Raw genomic sequence first — 17,224 nt, forward strand, 5'->3', positions numbered from 1 at the left:
GGTCGTTCAGCGCATCGCGGACCGGGCAGGCGAACTACCTGCAACAACGGCGAAACACACGTGAGAATGACAACAGGAAGCTGGCGCTGCGGAGCCCAGGTGTGGTATGGCCCCAGCCTGGGCGGGGCCTTATCACGTAGAGCGCTCGATGCGCGCCGTCCGTTACACGGTAGTGGCAGCGCTCACAGGATGCGAGTCCACTCGCCGGGATCGCACGCCGCCCAGAAGCGGACGCCGAACCGCGACAGGCGAACCGTGCGCCGCACCAGCCGTGCCCGCCGGGCCGATTTCACGGCCGTGCGGACCAGGTCCTCGGTGGCCAGGATCTCGTACTGCGATTCCAGCTCGGCGGATTCGGCGTCCAGCTCGACCAGGCCGAACCCGGCCAGCCGGGTCAGGTAGCCGGGCACCTCGTCGGGCAGCGTGACACCGGCCGTCTTGCCTACCGTCGAGGCGTTGCGCAAGATCGTCCGGCCGCCACCGAATCCGCGCTCGGTGACGTCGATCACAGGGAACGCGGTGCCGCTGGCGAGCGTGGCGACGATGCGGGCCTCGTCCGGGGTGAGCTGGCGCAGCACGGTCGCGTAGAGGTACTCGCGGGCCTGCTCCCGGCCGAAGCCCACGGACCGGTCGAGCAGCTCCTTCATCGCGGCGCGCAGCGGTTCCCGCACCGGCACCAGTTCGCCGGCGCCGTTGGGGGTGTGCTCGGAGCCGGCCGCGCTCAGCGCGACCACGTACGGGTCGTCGACCTCGTCGAGACGGCGGCGCAGGCCGGTCAGGACCTGCCGCTCGACCTGCCGCAGCCCCTCACCAGCCAGTTCGAGGCCGGGCAACGGCAGACGGCGTCCGATCGTGAACCCGGTGCGCGCGGCCCACCCGGCGAGCCGTCCCGCGCGGCGCAGCAGGTTCTCGTCGCCACCCTCCGGCGAACTCGGCAGGTTCTCGCTGGTCAACCACATCACCCCGTTTCCCGGGATGATGGTACGGCCGGATCAGCGCAGAGCCTTGTTCGCCTTCCGCGTCGCCTTCCGCAGCTGGACGATGCGCGCGCCACCGACCAGTGCGACCAGCAGCGCGCCGGCGATCGCGGAGAACAGCATGGCCACGGCCAGCGGCATGCTGCCCTCCATGCCGAGGAAGGCCACCGTCGTCGAGGCCAGGTTCTGCAGGATGAAGATCAGCAGGAACACCAGGATGATCAGCGCGACGATGATCGCGACCCAGGTGCCGCTGACCCGGGTCCGTTTGATCTTGACCGGCTTCGCGGGCGCGGGCTCCGCCACGGGCGGCTGGGGCGGGGTGCCGGTGACCGGTTCGTCCCCCTGCGCGTGAGTCATACACCGATTGTGCTCGGGTGCGAAGGTCTCCGCAGGTCGAAATCACACGGAACGGCCAACCGGCCAGCTGAGCGTGACCACATCGCGACCCGCGGAACCGAAGTCGGGTGCGCCGCGCAGCGCTTCGGCCACTTCACCGGCGCGGTCCGGGGGCAGGCACAACCGGCGGCGGGTGACGTCGACCAGCTCGTCGAAGCGCTGGTACTCCGGCTTCGCGTGCTGGTGCCACCGCACGATCTCCGGCTCGACGCCGAGTTCGCGCAGCGCGGCGACGGCGTCGTCGGCCGTCGGGCCGTCCGGGCGCGCGATGCCGTGGAACCGCCGCCACAACGGGTTCAGGCTGGTCATCGGGTGGACGGCGGCGAGTTCGACGACCACCCGGCGGCGCGCGTGGGCGGTCAGCGCGCCGGCGAACGGCGCCAGGTCGGGGGCGTTGTAGAGGACGTGGGCGCAGACCACGACGTCGGCGGGTTCGGCCTCGACGTCCGGCCACCGCCCCTCGATCGTCGTGCAGGGCACGGACAGCGCTTTCGCGCGGTTGGCGAACTCGGCGAGCAGGCGGGCGTTGGTGTCCACCGCCGTGACCCGCGTGATGGCTCGCGCGCAGGGCAGGCTCGCCGCGCCCGCCCCCGCGCCCACGTCGAGCACGGAACCCGGAAGGGCCGCGAGAACCGCGTCGTGGGTCGGGGTGGCGGGTCCGGCGATGAGGCGGTCGGCGCGGCGCGCGAACGCCCGCGGCGGCACGAACCAGGGCGATTCCGGGGCCGCGGACAGGATGTGCTCCGGGATCGCCCAGCCGGCCAGCTGCTCCGACCACCTGCGCACCGCGTCCGCCATGCCTCGATTGTGCCGGTCAATCAGTGATTGATTCGGTGATGGAAGTGTGGTGTGCTGGACGGGTGCCGAGCACCGACGCCCGCGAGCGACTGCTGACCGTCGCCGAGCGGCTGCTGCTGGAATCCGGCTACGACGCGGTGTCCGTGCGGGCGATCAACAGCGCGGCCGGCATGAACCCGGCGGCGGTGCACTACCACTTCGGGTCGAAGGACGCGCTGATCGCGGCGCTGCTGGAGGCCCGGCTCGCGCCGGTGTGGCAGCAGCGGCTGGACGAAGTCACCGAGCGGCGGCGCGACGGCTGGGCGCCGACCGTGCCCGAGCTGGTGGACCTGGTCGTGACCCCGCTGGCCGAGCTGGCCGCGGATCCGGTCGGGCGGTTGCGGTTGCGGCTGCTGGCGCGGTTCGTGCTGGGGCGGCGGGAACCGGCGTGGACATCCCGGTGGTTCGGGCTGGGGCCGTGGATCGAGCTGCTGCGGGACGCGCGGCCGGAGCTGTCGAAGGCGGGCGCGGCACAGCGCTGGCTGCTCGCGTTCGGGCTGGTGCTGCAGTTCTTCGCCGACGGAATGCCCGGCGAGGTGCCGGTGGAGACGCTGCGGGCGTTCGTCGCGGCGGGATTGGCGGGGTCATGACCGACGTCTTCGCGCCCGCGCGGCTGGGGCCGGTGCGGCTGCGCAACCGGATCATCAAGGCGGCGACGTTCGAGGGCGCGACCCCGGACGCGCTGGTCACGGACCGGCTGATCGAGTTCCACCGGCGGCCGGCGCGCGGCGGGGTGGGGATGACGACCGTGGCGTACTGCGCGGTGTCGCCGGAGGGACGCACCGACCGGCACCAGATCTGGATGCGCCCGGAGGCGCTGCCCGGGCTGCGGCGGCTGACCGACGCGGTGCACGCCGAAGGGGCGGCGGTGAGCGCGCAGATCGGGCACGCGGGTCCAGTGGCGAACGCGGCGTCGAACCGCCTGCCGGCGCTGGCTCCGGGCCGGTTCCCGAACCCGCTGGGGATGCGGATGACGCGAGCGGCCACTGTGGACGATCTCGCGCGGGTGGTGCGGGCACACGCTTCGGCGGCCCGGCTGGCGGCCGAGGCCGGGTTCGACGCCGTGGAACTCCACTTCGGACACAACTACCTGGTGAGCTCGTTCCTGAGCCCGCGGCTGAACCGGCGCCGGGACTCCTACGGCGGGTCGCTGGCGAACCGGGCGCGGCTGGCGCTGGAGGTCGCGCGGGCGGTGCGGGACGCGGTCGGCTCACGCATCGCCGTGACGGCGAAGCTGAACATGGACGACGGCGTGCCCGGCGGGTTCTGGCTGGACGAGAGCGTGCAGGTCGCGCGGTGGCTGGAGGCGGAGGGGACGGTCGACGCGCTGGAGCTGACCGCCGGGAGTTCGCTGCTGAACCCGATGTACCTGTTCACCGGGGACGCGCCGGTGCGGGAGTTCGCGGCCGCGTTCCCGGCGCCGGTGCGATGGGGCATCCGCGCGGGTGGCGGGGCGTTCCTGAAGAGTTACCCGTTCCAGGAGGCCTACCTGCTGGACCGGGCGCGCCAGTTCCGCGCGGCGCTGGAGCTGCCGTTGATCCTGCTCGGCGGGATCACGCGGCTGGAGACGATGGAGCGGGCGGTGGCCGAGGGTTTCCAGTTCGTGGCGATGGCGCGCGCGTTGCTGCGTGAGCCTGACCTGCCGCGGCGGTTGCGGTCCGGGGCGCGTTCGCTGTGCGTGCACTGCAACCGCTGCATGCCGACGATCTACCGGGGGACGCGATGTGTGCTGACGTGATTGCCGTGACGGGGTCCGCGTCGGGGATCGGGGCCGCGGTAGTGGCGGCGCTGCGGGCGGACGGGCACGAGGTGATCGGCGTGGACCTGCGTGACGCGGAGGTGTGCGCGGATCTGTCCACTGCGGACGGTCGCCGGGCGGCGGTGGACGGGGTGCGCGGGCTGGCGCCGGAACTGGACGGGCTGGTGGTGTGCGCGGGGCTGGGGCCGCACGTCCCGGATCCGCGGCAGATCGTCGAGGTGAACTACCGCGGTGCGGTCGAGGTGCTGGACGGGTTGTTCCCGGTGTTGCGCGGGGCGGCGGTGGCGGTGTCGTCTTCGGCGTCGACGATGGTGAAGTGGGCGGACAACCCGATCTCGCGCGGCGAGGAGGCCGCGGCGCTGGCCGACGCCGGCGAGTACGCGGGGCACCTGGCCTACTCGTGGTCGAAGAACGCGTTGACGGTCGCGGTGCGGCAACGGGTCGCCACGTGGGGCGCGGCGGGCGTGCGGCTGAACACGGTGGCCCCCGGCGCGGTCGACACGCCACTGCTGCAGGCGGGCCTGGACTCCCGCTTCGGCGACGCGATCCGCGGCTACCAGGCCCCGATCGCGCGGCGGGGCCGGCCGGCGGAGATCGCGTCGCTGATCCGCTACCTGCTCGGCCCGGAGGCGGGCTACATCCACGGCGCCCAGTTCCTGATCGACGGCGGCTCGGACGCGTTGCTGCGGCCCACGGAGTTCTAGGCACGCGGCCGCCGGGCGAGCCGGACAGCGCAGAGGTGCGGATGGACTCACCCCCCGCGTCGGCTCCCGCGGACGGGAGCGGCACCGCACGCGGTCGAGACCTTCTTCGTGGCTCGTTCCGCGCCCCGGCCGCCGGCACCGCGGGACGGCACACCGGCGAGACTTCCCGTGAGCGCTTGGATCGCGGAACCGGCCGCCAGCACCACAGCCCACGCCCGCCGTCGCGCCTTTCCCACAACCCGGCCGCTGGCGCCGCACCGCATGACTTCCCGCGGGCTCCTTCCGCTCAACCGGCCGCCAGCACCACAGCCCACGCCCGCCGTCGCGCCTTTCCCACAACCCGGCCGCTGGCGCCGCACCGCATGACTTCCCGCGGGCTCCTTCCGCTCAACCGGCCGCCAGTACCGTGCGCAGCCGGTCGATTTCGGCCGGCCAGGACGGCCGGTCCGGCTCCTCCCACAGTTCGTCCAGTTCGGACTTCTCGCCCAGGACGCGGTCGATCGCGCGCACCGCGAGCGGTCTCAGCTCGGCGGGCAGCGCGGGCAGCGGCTCCTCCGGCCCGTAGCTGTCGTCCACCGGATCGCCGTCGGGGACCTGTGACGCCACGAGCGCGGCCGCCGCCACGGCGAGCATCCCCTCCGGCGCCTCGAGATACCCGGAATCGTCCGCGGCGGTCTCCAGCGTCGTGCGGATCAGCGCCACCCGCTCACCAGCCGGCAGATCGTCCAGCTCGTTCGCGAAGTCGGCGGCCTCGTCGTTGTCGAAGTGCCCGATTCCCCCTGTGCCCATTGGCGCCTCCTCGAAGTTGCCGTGATCTTCTCAGGAGGCACCGACAAAACCGGTCGTTACGCCACCGGCGCACCCCTCGGTGAACTCGGGCTCCAGCGTCAACGGTTGTTCTCGCCAGGGATGTCCAGCTTCGGCAGCGCGCGCTCGATCTGCTCGCGGTCCGGTTCCAGCCACGGCGGCAGCTTGAGCGCACGGCCCAGCTCCAGCAGCGGCTCGTCGATGGCGAACCCGGGCTGGTCGGTCGCGATCTCCAGCAGCGTGCCGCCCGGCTCGCGGAAGTAGATCGAGCGGAAGTACTGCCGGTCCAGGATCGAGGTGACGTGCACGCCCCGGTCGGCCAGCTCCGCGCGCCACGCGGCCTGGCTGTCCTCGTCCGGCGCGCGCCACGCGACGTGGTGGACGGTGCCCGCGGCGACGAGCCCGCGCGGCACGTCCGGCGTGACCAGCGCGCCGACCAGCGCGCCCGGCCCGCCCGCGCCGGCCGTGAAGCGCAGGCGGTTGCTGTCCTGGCTGCTGAAGGTCAGACCCAGGTCGCCGAACATCTCGGCGGTCGCGTCCTCCTCGGCGACCGACAGGGTCACCGAGTGCAGGCCGCGGATCGCGTGCTCGGCCGGGACGTGCCCGTTGTCCCACGGGTCACGTGGGTCGCCCTGCGGGTGCGCGACCAGGGCGAGCTGGAGGCCGTCCGGATCGCGGAACGTCAGGACGTCCTCGCCGGCCCGGTTGGCGATGCGACCGGTGGTGAGGCCGGCTTCCGCGAGGTGGTCCTTCCACCAGCCGATCGAGTTCGCCGGCACGGAGAACGCGGTCGTGGTGGCCTGGCCGGTGCCGAGGCGGCCGCTGGGGGCGCCGGGCCACGGGAAGAAGGTCATCAGCGTGCCGGGCTTGCCGGACTGGTCGCCGTAGTAGAGGTGGTAGGTGCCCGGGTCGTCGAAGTTGACCGTGGTCTTCACCAGGCGCAGGCCGAGCGTGCGCAGGTAGAAGTCGGCGTTGCGCTGGGGGTCGCCGCCGATCGCGGTCACGTGGTGCAAGCCGCTCGTCTTGATGGACATCCGTCTGCTCCTTCGCCGGGGCCTCAAGGTAACCCGGAGAACCTCTCGCCAGCAAGATATATTCCAGGAAGAGTTCTGGGCGGTATAGTCATGGCGTGACCACTCCCGGCGATGACGAGATCGTGACCTGGTGGGGCTTCGTGATCGAGGGGTACCTCGCCACGCAGGATCGACTCATGGGCGAGATCGCCGAGCGGTTCGGACTGGCGCCGGCGCCGTTCGACATCCTGCTGCGGCTGGTGCGCACGCCCGGTCACCGCATGCCGATGACGCGCCTGGCCACCGAGGCGGCGCTGTCCAGCGGCGGGTTCACCAAGGTGGCGGACCGGCTGGTCGCCGCCGGGCTGATCACCCGCAAGCCGAGCCCGGACGACCGGCGCGTGACGTTCGCGTGCCTGACCGAGCACGGCCGCGAGGTGGCGGAGAAGGCGCGCCAGGCGTGCGCGGAGATCCTGCGGCGCCGGGTGCTGGAGCCGCTGGGCCCGGAGGCGTCGGAAGCCCTGGCCGACGCGATGCGCACGCTCCGCGAGGTGAACGGCACCAGCTGAAACCCCCGTTGCCTCGACCGGATCCGCGGCGCACCATGGGTGCTCTCGTGAAGGAGGCGGCCATGCTCACCACGTCCACCATCACGCACATGCTCCCCGCGCAGGACACCGACCGCGCCCGGCACTTCTACGGCGACCAGCTCGGCCTGCACCAGACCGGAACCGGCCCGGACGGCACCTGCTACTTCGAAGCCGGCTCCGGGCACGTGATCGGCCTGCGCCCGCTGCCGGACACCGCACCGAGCGAGAACACGGTGCTCAGCTTCGAGGTCGACGACATCTCCGCCGAGGTGCACGACCTGGAGGCCCGCGGCGTGCGCTTCGCCGACTACGACTCCGGTGACCTCCGCACCGAAGGCCACATCGCCACGCTGGGCAACGAGAAAGCCGCGTGGTTCTCCGACTCCGAAGGCAACTGGCTCTGCCTCCACGAGGTGATGCGCTAGCCGACCCCGGCGCCCGCGAGTCCCACCTTCGGCGCTGAGAGTCCGACCTGCCCGGAACCGCATCGGGTGTGGGACTCGCGCGCGGGAGCGCGGGACTCGCGCGCGGGAGCGCGGGACTCGCGAGCCGGAGCGTGGGACTCGCGCGCGGGAGCGTGGGACTCGCGGCTGCGTCAGATCCCCAAGCCCGGGTAGATCTTCGCTGCGTTGCCGGACAGCACGTCGCGCAGCACGGGGTCCGGCAGGTCCAGCTCCATCAGCGCCCGGACGTTCCGCGCGACGCCCGGGACGCCTGGCCAGTCCGTGCCGAACACGAACCGGCCGGCCAGCCGCACGAAGTCGAACCGCGCGTAGTACTCCGGCAGCTTCCGCGGCGGCAGCCCGGACAGGTCCAGCCACACGTTGTCCCGCGCCAGGGCCAGGAACGCGGCCACGTCGTACCACCACCCGCGGCCGCCGTGGGCGAACACGAACTGCACCGACGGGAAGTCCTCGACGACGTCCGCCATCAACTCCGGGTTGCCGAAGCTCGCGCGGGCGCCGGGGAAGCTGCTCGTGCCGGAGTGGATGATCACCGGCACCCCGCGCTCCGCACAGACGTGGTACGCGGCGTACATCTCCTTGTCCCCCGGCGAGAACGCGCCGTGCACGGGGTGGATCTTCAACGCCACCGCACCCAGGTCCAGCTGCCGCTCCACCTCGGCCGCCACCGGGTGGTGCAGGTACGGGTTCACGTTCGCCACCAGCCGGAACCGCGTCGGGTTCTCCGCGACCAGCGGCAGGTTGTCCTCGATCGGCTGGATCCCGGTCGCGCGCGGGCTGTACTCGCAGAACAACAACGCGCGGTCGACGCCCTCGGACTCGAACAACGCATCCAGCCGCGAAGGCACGACGTTCCCCTCCGCGTCGTACGCCGACCGCCAGTCGTGCGGCCCGGAGAACCGCTCCGCCCACTCCAGCCACGCCGGCTTCAACGTGCCCAGCCGCGGCGCGTGGACGTGCGCGTCGACCACCGCATACCCGTCGATCACGTGAGCGCTCCCGGCCGCAGCGAATCCCGCACCAGCTCGCGGATCACGTTCCGGCGGATCTTGCCCGTCGCGGTCTTCGGCAGCTCCTCGACCCCCACCACGGCGCGCGGCCGTTTGAACGCGGCCAGCCCCTCCCGGCAGAAGCCGATCAGCGCGTCCGGGTCGACCGTCCGCCCGGCGGCCGGCACCACGCACGCCACCGGCTTCTCGATGCCGTCGGAGTCCGGCGCCGCCACCACCGCCACCTCGGCCACGTCCGGGTGCTGCAGCAACCGCTGCTCGACCTCCGCCGGCGACACCCAGATCCCGCCCGCCTTCAGCATGTCGTTGAACCGGCCGAGACACGTGTACGTGCCGTCCGGGTTGCGCACGAAGCTGTCGCCCGTCCGCAGCCACTCGCCCTGGAACACCTGCTTCGACGTCTCGTACCGGCTCCAGTACCCGAACGCCGTCGACGGCCCGCGCACGTACAGCTCGCCGGGCTGCCCGGTGGTCTCGATCACCGTGCCCAGCGGATCGCGGATCTCCAGGTCGTACCCGGGCACCGCGACGCCCGTCGTGCCCGGCACCACCGCGCCCGGCCGGTTGGACAGGAAGATGTGCAGCGCCTCGGTGGACCCGATGCCGTCCAGGATCTCCACCCCGAACCGCTCCCGGAACCGCTCGAACAGCACCGCGGGCAGCGGCTCACCGGCGGAAACCGCCTGGCGCACCGAGGAGAACGTGTCGCGCGGCAGGTCGGCGGACAGCAGGGCGGAGTAGAACGTCGGCACGCCGAAGAACAACGTCGGCCGCTCGGCGCGCACCCGGTCGGCCACCAGCTGCGGCGTCGGGCGGCCCGGTTCGAACACCGTGCTCGCGCCCACCGACAGCGGGAAGAACGCGGAATTGCCGATGCCGTAGGCGAAGAACAGCTTGGCGACCGAGAAGCACCGGTCGTCCGGCCGGATGCCGAGCACCTGCCGTCCGTAGGTCTCGCACACCGCGCGGATGCTCGCGTGCCGGTGCATCGCGCCCTTGGGACGGCCGGTCGTGCCGGAGGTGTACAGCCACAGCGCGGGCGAATCCTCCCAGGTGGCGTAGGTTTCCCGCGGGTCCGCCGTGGACAGACGCGACCAGTCGTGTGTGGACATCGAAGAGAACTGGGCCGCGTCCGCCCGGTCCAGGACGACGTCGGTGACCTCCGGCGCCAGCTCGACCGCCTCCTTCGCGGCCGCGGCGAACTCGCCGGACACGCACAGCACGCGGGCCCGCGAGTCGGCGAGCACCCGGCCCAGCTCGGGCCCGGTCACCATGGTCGACACCGGCACCGGCACCGCCCCGGCGCACATCGCGCCGAGGATGCCGGTGAGCATCTCGACGCCGTCCACCATGCACAACATGACCCGTTCCTCGGGCCGCACACCGATGCCGGTCAACCCGCCCGCGACGCGGTGCACCGCTTCGGACAGTTCCGCGTAGGTGAGCGTGCGGGAGACCGTGACGACCGCGGTACGGGCGCCGTCACCGTCCCGGACGTGCCGGTCGACCAGGTAGTCCGCGGCGTTGAACTCGGCCATCGCGCCCGCCCTTCGCAGGATTCACAGGTACACGTACTCGTAGTCGAACGGCTTCCCGTTGATGCCCTGCCGCGGCGGCGCCACCCAGCTCGCGATCTTGCCCCGCTCGTACACCGGGTGCATGAGCGAGCGGACGAACGCCAGGTCCTCGTCGGTGGGCAGCCAGTGCCTGCGGCTGCGCTCCCAGGTCGCTTCGTCCACGATCGTCCCGTCCGGCGTGATGTGGTGGCCGGAGTTTATGCCGACTTTCCGGTTGAAACCAGGGTGCGGCAGGCGGAACCGGAAGTCGATGCCGGCATCGGCGAGGATCTTGTTCCACCGCTTGACCCCGGATTCGCAGTCGGCGATGTACTCGGTGCGCAGGTCGAGGTTGAGCAGCAGGATCTTCTGCATCTCCTCGGTGGTCCAGGTGCCGTCGTCGCGCGGTTTCTCCAGCAGCGCCGCGTCGTCGGTGAGCTGGTGGTCGTCCTTGCGGCGGGTCTCCATCCAGCGGCCCTTGAGGCCGGAGGTGTAGTAGTTGGCCGCGTTCGTCGACGTCTCGCTGCCGAACAGGTCGAGCGAGACGGTGTAGTGGAAGTTCAGGTAGCGCTGGATGATGTCCAGCGGGATGCCGCCGTGCGCGGCGATGTCCATCGTGTCGTGCTCGCGGATCAGCTCGGCGCTGCGCGTGACCACCCGGTCGACACCGGTGGTGCCGACGAACATGTGGTGCGCCTCCTCCTTGAGCATGAACTCGCAGGTCCGCGACAGCGGGTCGAACGCGGACTCCTTGAGCGTGCCCAGCTGGTACTTGCCGTCGCGGTCGGTGAAGTAGGTGAACATGTAGAACGCGAGCCAGTCCGCGGTCTCCTCGTTGAACGCGCCGAGGATGCGCGGCGTGTCCGGGCTGCCCGAGTTGCGGTAGAGCAGCGCTTCGGCCTCCTCGCGGCCCTCCTTGCCGAAGTAGGCGTGCAGCAGGTAGACCATCGCCCACAGGTGACGGCCCTCCTCCACGTTGACCTGGAAGAGGTTGCGCAGGTCGTACAGGCTGGGCGCGGTCAGGCCGAGCAGCTTCTGCTGCTCCACCGACGCCGGCTCGGTGTCGCCCTGGATGACGATCAGCCGCTGCAGGTCGGCGCGGTACTCGCCGGGCACCTGCTGCCACGCCGGCTCGCCGCGGTGCTCGCCGAACGCGATCCGGCGGTCCGGGTCGCGCTCGGACAGGAAGATGCCCCAGCGGTAGTCCTGCGGCACGACGTGGTCGAAGTGCGCCCAGCCCTCACGGCCGACGCTGACCGCCGTGCGCAGGTACACGCCCTGCGTCTCCAGCGCCGGGCCCATCTCGGCCCACCAGTGCATGAACTTCGGCTGCCAGCCCTCCAGCGCCCGCTGCAGGCGCCGGTTGTCGGACAGCTCCACGTTGTTCGGGATCTTGGCGTCGTAGTCGATCCTGGTCGGCATCTCACACCCGCTTGCGGTCGAAGGTCGCCTTCTGGCCGGTGCCGTAGCGGCGCAGCGCGCCGTCCGGGCCCGAGGCGTTCGGTCTCGTGAAGATCCAGTTCTGCCAGGCCGTCAGGCGGCCGAAGATCTTGGTCTCGATGGTTTCCGGGCCGACGAACCGGTGGTTGGCCTCCATGCCGGTGAGCGCGTCCGGCGACAGCGCTGCGCGCCCCTCCAGCACGATCCGGATCTCGTCCTCCCAGTCGATGTCGTCCGGCGCCTCGGTGACCAGGCCCAGCTCGACGGCCTCGCCCGCGGACAGGCGCCGGTCGCGTTCGCGTTTGAGCCAGTCGAGGTGGTCGTGCTCGCCGTAGAACCGGGATTCCAGGCGGGACAGGCCGTTGCCCATCGGGAACGCGCCGAAGTTCGCGTCCGACAGCACGAGGCACGCGCGCTCCTCGCTGTCCTCGTCGTCGATCGGAGGGCCGTCCAGCATGTACTGGCGGTCGCAGGCCAGCGCCAGTTCCAGCAGCACCCCGGCGAAGCAGCTGCCCGGTTCGATCAGGGCGATGAGGCTGCGGCTGGTGACGTCGAGCCGTTTCAGCGTGCGCTTGTAGTAGTGCAGGATTTCGTTGGACAGCCAGTCGGAACCGGTGAGCACCTCGCGTTCGGCGGCGAGCACGGCGTCCGGGTCGCCCTCGGTGCGGAAGACCCAGGTGCCCAGCTCGGGTTCGTTGGTGCGCAGGCGCAGGATGAGGTCGTCCAGCTCGCGGGTCATCGCGAGCAGCCAGCCGTCCTCGTGTGGCCCGTGGACGGTGATGGTGACGACGCCGGCGGCCCGGTCCAGCTCGGCGGTGGTGTTCGGGTAGGTGATGCGGTCGTCGTCTTCGGTGCGCTCGAGCGGTTCGAGCACGATGCCCTGCGCGTCCTGCGGCCGGGTGCTCCGCGCGGCGAGTTCGCGGGCCCGCTGCTCGACGATCGCGCGGAACTCCTGGCGCGGGACCAGCTCGTCGACCAGGCGCCAGTCGACCGCGGTGCGGCCCTTCACGCCGTCCGGGCGGGTGGCGAACACGTCGGCGCGGTCCTTGCGGACGCGGCGCTTGTCGGTGACCCGGGTGAGGCCGCCGGTGCCGGGCAGCACGCCGAGCAACGGCACCTCGGGCAGCGCGACGGTCGAGGAGTTGTCGTCGACCAGCAGGATCTTCTCGCAGGCCAGGGCGATTTCGTAGCCGCCGCCGGCGCAGCTGCCGTTGACCGCGGCGAGGTAGATCTGACCGGAGTTCTCGGTGGCGTCCTCGATGCCGTTGCGGGTCTCGTTGGTGAACTTGCAGAAGTTCACCTTCCACTCGTGCGAGGAGCCGGCCAGCATCCGGATGTTCGCGCCGGCGCAGAACACCTTGTCCTTGGCGCTGGTGAGGATGACCGCGCGCACCTCGGGGTGCTCGAAGCGCAGCCGCTGGACGGCGTCGTACAGCTCGATGTCGACGCCCAGGTCGTAGGAGTTGAGCTTGAGCTCGTAGCCGGGAACCAGGCCGCCGTTCTCGTCGACGTCCATCTCCAGCCAGGCCAGCGGCGGCTCGATGCGGAGCCGCCAGTGCCGGTAGGAGTCCGGTCGCCGATCGAATGACACCGTCGTCATGACTTCGATTCTCTACAACTTGCTCTCGGTCGTCAACGTTGTGTAGATAATGGATCTCCGGCCTATCGTGCTCACCATGGCTGACCTCAAACCCCGGTCGCGGGACGTGACGGATGGGCTGGAACGCGCGGCGGCGCGGGGCATGCTGCGTGCGGTCGGAATGGGCGACGAGGACTTCGCCAAACCGCAGATCGGCATCGCCTCGTCATGGAACGAGATAACACCGTGCAACCTGTCCCTGCAACGGCTGGCGCAGGCGAGCAAACAGGGGGTGCACGCCGGCGGCGGCTTCCCGATGGAGTTCGGCACGATCTCCGTCTCCGACGGCATCTCGATGGGCCACGAGGGCATGCACTTCTCGCTGGTGTCCCGGGAGATCATCGCCGACTCGGTGGAGACGGTGATGGAGGCCGAGCGGCTGGACGGCGCGGTGCTGCTGGCCGGCTGCGACAAGAGCCTGCCCGGGATGCTGATGGCCGCCGCCCGTCTGGACGTCGCCGCGGTGTTCCTCTACGCCGGGTCGATCCTGCCGGGCAACGTCGACGGACGCGAGGTGACGATCATCGACGCGTTCGAGGCCGTCGGCGCGTGTGCCCGCGGGCTGATCTCGCGCGCGGAGGTCGACAAGATCGAACGCGCGATCTGCCCTGGCGAGGGCGCGTGTGGCGGCATGTACACGGCCAACACGATGGCCTGCGCGGCGGAGGCGCTGGGCATGTCGCTGCCCGGGTCGGCCAGCCCGCCGTCGGTGGACCGGCGGCGGGACCGGTTCGCGCGGGAGAGCGGCGAGGCCGTGGTCGGGATGCTCGCCGCCGGGATCACCGCGCGGGACGTGCTGACGCGCGAGGCGTTCGAGAACGCGATCGCCGTCGTGATGGCGCTGGGCGGGTCGACCAACGCGGTGCTGCACCTGCTGGCGATCGCGCACGAGGCGCAGGTCGAGCTGACGCTGGACGATTTCACCCGGATCGGTGACCGGGTGCCACACCTGGCCGACGTCAAGCCGTTCGGGCGGCACGTGATGACCGCGGTGGACCGGGTCGGCGGGGTGCCGGTGGTGATGAAGGCCCTGCTCGACGCGGGTCTGCTGCACGGCGACTGCCTGACGGTGACGGGCAAGACGCTGGCGGAGAACCTGGCCGAGCTGGCGCCGCCGGAGCTGGACGGCGAGGTGGTGCGGAAGCTGTCGAACCCGATCCACCCGACCGGCGGGCTGACGATCCTGCACGGCAGCCTCGCGCCGGAAGGTGCGGTGGTGAAGAGCGCCGGGTTCGACTCGTCGCGGTTCGAGGGCACGGCGCGCGTGTTCGACGGGGAGCAGGCGGCGATGGACGCGCTGCCGACGCTGCAGCCCGGCGACGTGGTGGTGATCCGGTACGAGGGGCCGCGCGGCGGGCCCGGGATGCGCGAGATGCTGGCCGTGACGGGCGCGATCAAGGGCGCCGGGCTGGGCAAGGACGTCCTGCTGCTCACCGACGGGCGGTTCTCCGGCGGGACCACCGGGTTGTGCATCGGGCACGTCGCCCCGGAAGCCGCGCACGGCGGCCCGATCGCCTTCGTCCGCGACGGCGACCCGATCGTGCTGGACATGGAGACGCGGACGCTCGACGTGGGGATTTCCGCCGAGGAACTGGAGGCGCGGCGCGCCGGCTGGGAACCGCCGGAGCTGCCGCGCCGGACGGGCGTGCTGGCGAAGTACGCGCGGCTGGTCGGGTCCGCGGCCCAGGGCGCGATCTGTTCCTAGCGGCAGCCGACGAACTGCCGGATGCCGTGCAGCCCTTCCAGACCTCGCACCTGCGGAACGCCGCTCACCGAGCTGACGCCGGGCGTGTGCCTGACGATCCCGCTCGGCACGACCTTCCAGTTCCGCGCGGGCCCGCACGGCCTGGAGGTCGTCGCGGCCACCGCCCCACCCTGGCCCGGCACGCCGGACGAGACCACTCCGACGACGGGACACTGCTGACCGTTGACTGAAATTCAAAATCAGTCATAAGATCACCCGCATGGATCGGCGGGAGCGGGCGGAACGCATCCTCGACGTGGCCGCCGGCCTGCTGCTGCGCTGGGGCTACCAGAAGGTGACCGTCGACGACGTGGCCGAGCGGGCCGGTATCGGCAAGGGCACCGTCTACCTGCACTGGAAGTCGCGGCAGGACCTGTTCCGCGCGGTGTTCCGGCGCGAGCTGGCCGCGGCCGCCGACGAGCTGGTGGCCGCGATCCGCGCGGACCCGCGCACGGTTCTGCTGCACGAGCTGACCCGCGTGAACTTCGAGTCGGTCGCCGGCCGTCCCCTGCTGCGCGCCCACGTGCGCGCCGATCCCGCCGTGCTCGGCAAGCTGGCTCGCGACCGGGCGGAGTCGCGGCACGACGAGGCTTTCGCCGATTACCTGTGGCTGCTCGCCGAGCACGACCTGGTGCGCACCGACCTGCCGTTCGACGACCTGCGCTACGCCTGGCACGCCACGCTCGAAGGCTTCTTCCTGTCCCCGCCGCACCCGGGCGCCGCGGATCTGCTCGCCGCGACCGTGCGCGGCGCCTTCGAACCGGCGGCCGAACCGGACCCGGCGGTGCTGGCCGAGCTGGCGCCCCGGGTCGCCGACCTGTTCACCGAGATCGGGAACCAGCACCGCGCCGCCTACGAAGGGGGAAAACCATGAGGATCGGCCTGATGGTCGACACCGCGAGCAAGACCATCGACGACATCGTCGCGGCGGCGCGCTCCGGGCTGCCCGCCCTGTGGCTGGGCCAGCGGTTCAGCTGGGACCCGCTGACCGCGCTCGCCGTGGCCGGGCGAGAGGTGCCCGGGATCGAACTGGGCACCGCGATCGTGCCGACCTGGCCGCAGCACCCGATCACGCTGGCCACGCGGGCGCTGAGCACCCAGTCGGTCACCGGCAACCGGCTCAGCCTCGGCGTCGGGCTCAGCCACCCGGTGATGATCGAGGACCAGTACGGCCTCTCCTACGACAAGCCGGCGCGGCACCTGCGCGAGTACCTGACCGCCCTGGGCCCGCTGCTGCGCGGGGAATCCGTTGCCTACCAAGGCGAAACGCTGGCCGCGCGGGCACAGGTGGAGGTCACCGGCGCGCAGCCGCCCGCCCTGCTGGTGTCCGCGCTCGGCGACCTGACGTTGCGCATCGCGGGTGAGCTGGCGGACGGGACGATCACCACCTGGGCCGGACCGCGGACGCTCGGCGACCACATCGTCCCGAAGATCCGGAAAGCCGCGGCGGGACGGGCGGAACCACGGGTGGTCACCGGCGTGATCGTGGCGGTGACCGACGATCCGGCCGCGGTCCGCGCGCGGATCACGCGGGAGTACGGCATGGCCGCGACGATGCCCGCGTACCGCGCGGTCCTCGATCGGGAGGGGGTGCGGGAGGTCGCGGAGACGGTCGTCGCCGGGGACGAGGATGCGGTCGAACGGCAGCTCCGGCGCCACCTGGACGCCGGAGCCACCGAATTCGCCGCCGCGCTCGCCGGGTCACCGGCGGAGCAGGCCCGCACGCTGGAACTGCTGCGGAGCCTGAACCGCTAGTACCGGTCGGTCGTGTACGGGGTGCCGCTCTCGATGCTGGGGCTGACGCGCGGGTCGCGGCCCTCCTGACCAGGCACCGGGGAGACGACCGGGTCGTTCAGCGAATGGTCCGCGGGGCGCGGGGTGTTCATCCGCGTGTTGATCTGCTCGACGACCTGTTCCTCGCGCTGACGCGACAGCACGGCGATCGTGATGCCGTGGGCCAGCGCCAGTACCAGCAGGAACACGCCGACGCGTCCCACGATCGCCGTCGGCGTGGTGCCGCCGGGGAAGTCGATCGTCGAGATGAGCGCGAGCACACCCAGCGTCGCGATGTGGAACAACACCGCGACCAGCCGGGCCATGGACGCCCCCGATTCCGATTCGCCCTGCCCGTTCGCCAGGTACCGCTTCCCGCTGTGGTAGACGAACTGGCCGTCGACCAAGACGATCAGCGCGCCTATCACCAGGAAGGCCACATAGGCGTTCGTGTCCATGACGAGCTCCTCTCCTCACCGTGAGTCGAGTACCCGTCACGCTTCCGAGCGAAA

Annotated in this window: 19 protein-coding genes; 9 read left to right on the plus strand and 10 right to left on the minus strand. The window is 71.5% G+C overall.

Annotation, left to right across the window (positions count from 1 at the left end; genetic code table 11):
* Window positions 1–182: 182 nt before the first annotated feature.
* The 3 genes from D0D28_RS14160 to D0D28_RS14170 are packed head-to-tail and all read right to left on the minus strand — an operon-like array spanning window position 183 to window position 2,174.
* Complete coding sequence (locus tag D0D28_RS14160) at window positions 183–959, minus strand: Abi-alpha family protein (protein ID WP_116110872.1); 777 nt, start codon at window positions 957–959, stop codon at window positions 183–185.
* A gap of 33 nt (window positions 960–992) precedes the next feature.
* Window positions 993–1,337 (minus strand): LapA family protein, encoded by a 345-nt coding sequence (locus tag D0D28_RS14165; protein WP_094005716.1) that lies wholly within the window; start codon window positions 1,335–1,337, stop codon window positions 993–995.
* Between the two features lie 42 nt (window positions 1,338–1,379).
* Window positions 1,380–2,174 (minus strand): class I SAM-dependent methyltransferase, encoded by a 795-nt coding sequence (locus tag D0D28_RS14170; protein ID WP_116110873.1) that lies wholly within the window; start codon window positions 2,172–2,174, stop codon window positions 1,380–1,382.
* A gap of 62 nt (window positions 2,175–2,236) precedes the next feature.
* Here D0D28_RS14170 and D0D28_RS14175 point away from each other — a divergent pair, with 62 nt between their 5' ends.
* From D0D28_RS14175 to D0D28_RS14185, 3 genes are read left to right on the plus strand one after another with little or no spacing between them, the layout of a single operon-like run.
* A complete protein-coding gene (locus D0D28_RS14175) occupies window positions 2,237–2,803 on the plus strand; it encodes a helix-turn-helix domain-containing protein (protein WP_116110874.1) in 567 nt (188 codons plus the stop codon).
* Entirely contained in the window at window positions 2,800–3,951 is a 1,152-nt protein-coding gene (locus D0D28_RS14180; RefSeq protein WP_116110875.1) for an NADH:flavin oxidoreductase, read from the plus strand. Before D0D28_RS14175 ends, D0D28_RS14180 begins: the two co-directional genes overlap by 4 nt.
* A gap of 5 nt (window positions 3,952–3,956) precedes the next feature.
* Window positions 3,957–4,676, plus strand: a complete 720-nt coding sequence (locus D0D28_RS14185) for an SDR family oxidoreductase (RefSeq protein WP_240323205.1) — start codon at window positions 3,957–3,959, stop codon at window positions 4,674–4,676.
* Window positions 4,677–5,063: 387 nt separating this feature from the next.
* Here the strand turns inward: D0D28_RS14185 and D0D28_RS14190 are convergent, their stop codons facing one another.
* On the minus strand, window positions 5,064–5,465 hold the full coding sequence (locus D0D28_RS14190) for a DUF4259 domain-containing protein (protein ID WP_116110876.1): 402 nt from the start codon (window positions 5,463–5,465) through the stop codon (window positions 5,064–5,066).
* Between the two features lie 98 nt (window positions 5,466–5,563).
* A complete protein-coding gene (locus D0D28_RS14195) occupies window positions 5,564–6,517 on the minus strand; it encodes a ring-cleaving dioxygenase (RefSeq protein ID WP_116110877.1) in 954 nt (317 codons plus the stop codon).
* A gap of 95 nt (window positions 6,518–6,612) precedes the next feature.
* Here D0D28_RS14195 and D0D28_RS14200 point away from each other — a divergent pair, with 95 nt between their 5' ends.
* Together D0D28_RS14200 and D0D28_RS14205 are read left to right on the plus strand one after the other, a co-directional pair.
* Window positions 6,613–7,065, plus strand: coding sequence for a MarR family winged helix-turn-helix transcriptional regulator (locus D0D28_RS14200; RefSeq protein WP_116110878.1), 453 nt, complete (start codon window positions 6,613–6,615; stop codon window positions 7,063–7,065).
* 62 nt (window positions 7,066–7,127) lie between these two features.
* A complete protein-coding gene (locus D0D28_RS14205; protein ID WP_116110879.1) occupies window positions 7,128–7,511 on the plus strand; it encodes a VOC family protein in 384 nt (127 codons plus the stop codon).
* Between the two features lie 170 nt (window positions 7,512–7,681).
* Here the strand turns inward: D0D28_RS14205 and D0D28_RS14215 are convergent, their stop codons facing one another.
* The 4 genes from D0D28_RS14215 to boxC are packed head-to-tail and all read right to left on the minus strand — an operon-like array spanning window position 7,682 to window position 13,156.
* A complete protein-coding gene (locus D0D28_RS14215) occupies window positions 7,682–8,539 on the minus strand; it encodes an amidohydrolase family protein (RefSeq protein WP_116110880.1) in 858 nt (285 codons plus the stop codon).
* The gene (locus D0D28_RS14220; protein ID WP_116110881.1) at window positions 8,536–10,098 is read right to left on the minus strand and encodes a benzoate-CoA ligase family protein; all 1,563 of its coding nucleotides are present in this window, start codon (window positions 10,096–10,098) and stop codon (window positions 8,536–8,538) included. Before D0D28_RS14220 ends, D0D28_RS14215 begins: the two co-directional genes overlap by 4 nt.
* Window positions 10,099–10,119: 21 nt before the next feature.
* On the minus strand, window positions 10,120–11,538 hold the full coding sequence (gene boxB, locus D0D28_RS14225) for a benzoyl-CoA 2,3-epoxidase subunit BoxB (protein ID WP_116110882.1): 1,419 nt from the start codon (window positions 11,536–11,538) through the stop codon (window positions 10,120–10,122).
* Window position 11,539: 1 nt separating this feature from the next.
* On the minus strand, window positions 11,540–13,156 hold the full coding sequence (gene boxC, locus D0D28_RS14230) for a 2,3-epoxybenzoyl-CoA dihydrolase (protein WP_116110883.1): 1,617 nt from the start codon (window positions 13,154–13,156) through the stop codon (window positions 11,540–11,542).
* 76 nt (window positions 13,157–13,232) lie between these two features.
* Between boxC and ilvD the strand changes: the two genes are divergently transcribed.
* Genes ilvD through D0D28_RS14245 form a run of 4 tightly spaced genes read left to right on the plus strand, consistent with a single transcriptional unit; the run spans window position 13,233 to window position 16,694 of the window.
* Window positions 13,233–14,900: a dihydroxy-acid dehydratase gene (gene ilvD, locus D0D28_RS14235; RefSeq protein WP_094005779.1), complete on the plus strand. Its 1,668-nt coding sequence runs from the start codon at window positions 13,233–13,235 to the stop codon at window positions 14,898–14,900.
* A 21-nt stretch (window positions 14,901–14,921) separates the two neighbouring features.
* The gene (locus tag D0D28_RS35625) at window positions 14,922–15,119 is read left to right on the plus strand and encodes a hypothetical protein (RefSeq protein WP_162831060.1); all 198 of its coding nucleotides are present in this window, start codon (window positions 14,922–14,924) and stop codon (window positions 15,117–15,119) included.
* A gap of 40 nt (window positions 15,120–15,159) precedes the next feature.
* The gene (locus tag D0D28_RS14240) at window positions 15,160–15,813 is read left to right on the plus strand and encodes a TetR/AcrR family transcriptional regulator (protein WP_116110884.1); all 654 of its coding nucleotides are present in this window, start codon (window positions 15,160–15,162) and stop codon (window positions 15,811–15,813) included.
* Window positions 15,810–16,694, plus strand: a complete 885-nt coding sequence (locus D0D28_RS14245; protein WP_116110885.1) for a TIGR03564 family F420-dependent LLM class oxidoreductase — start codon at window positions 15,810–15,812, stop codon at window positions 16,692–16,694. Before D0D28_RS14240 ends, D0D28_RS14245 begins: the two co-directional genes overlap by 4 nt.
* Here D0D28_RS14245 and D0D28_RS14250 read toward each other — a convergent pair.
* Window positions 16,691–17,170, minus strand: a complete 480-nt coding sequence (locus tag D0D28_RS14250) for a hypothetical protein (protein WP_094005701.1) — start codon at window positions 17,168–17,170, stop codon at window positions 16,691–16,693. The two genes, D0D28_RS14245 and D0D28_RS14250, sit on opposite strands and share 4 nt — an antisense overlap.
* Between the last annotated feature and the right edge of the window lie 54 nt (window positions 17,171–17,224).

The organism is Amycolatopsis ruanii, assembly GCF_003385175.1.
GTDB lineage: Bacteria > Actinomycetota > Actinomycetes > Mycobacteriales > Pseudonocardiaceae > Amycolatopsis_E > Amycolatopsis_E thermalba.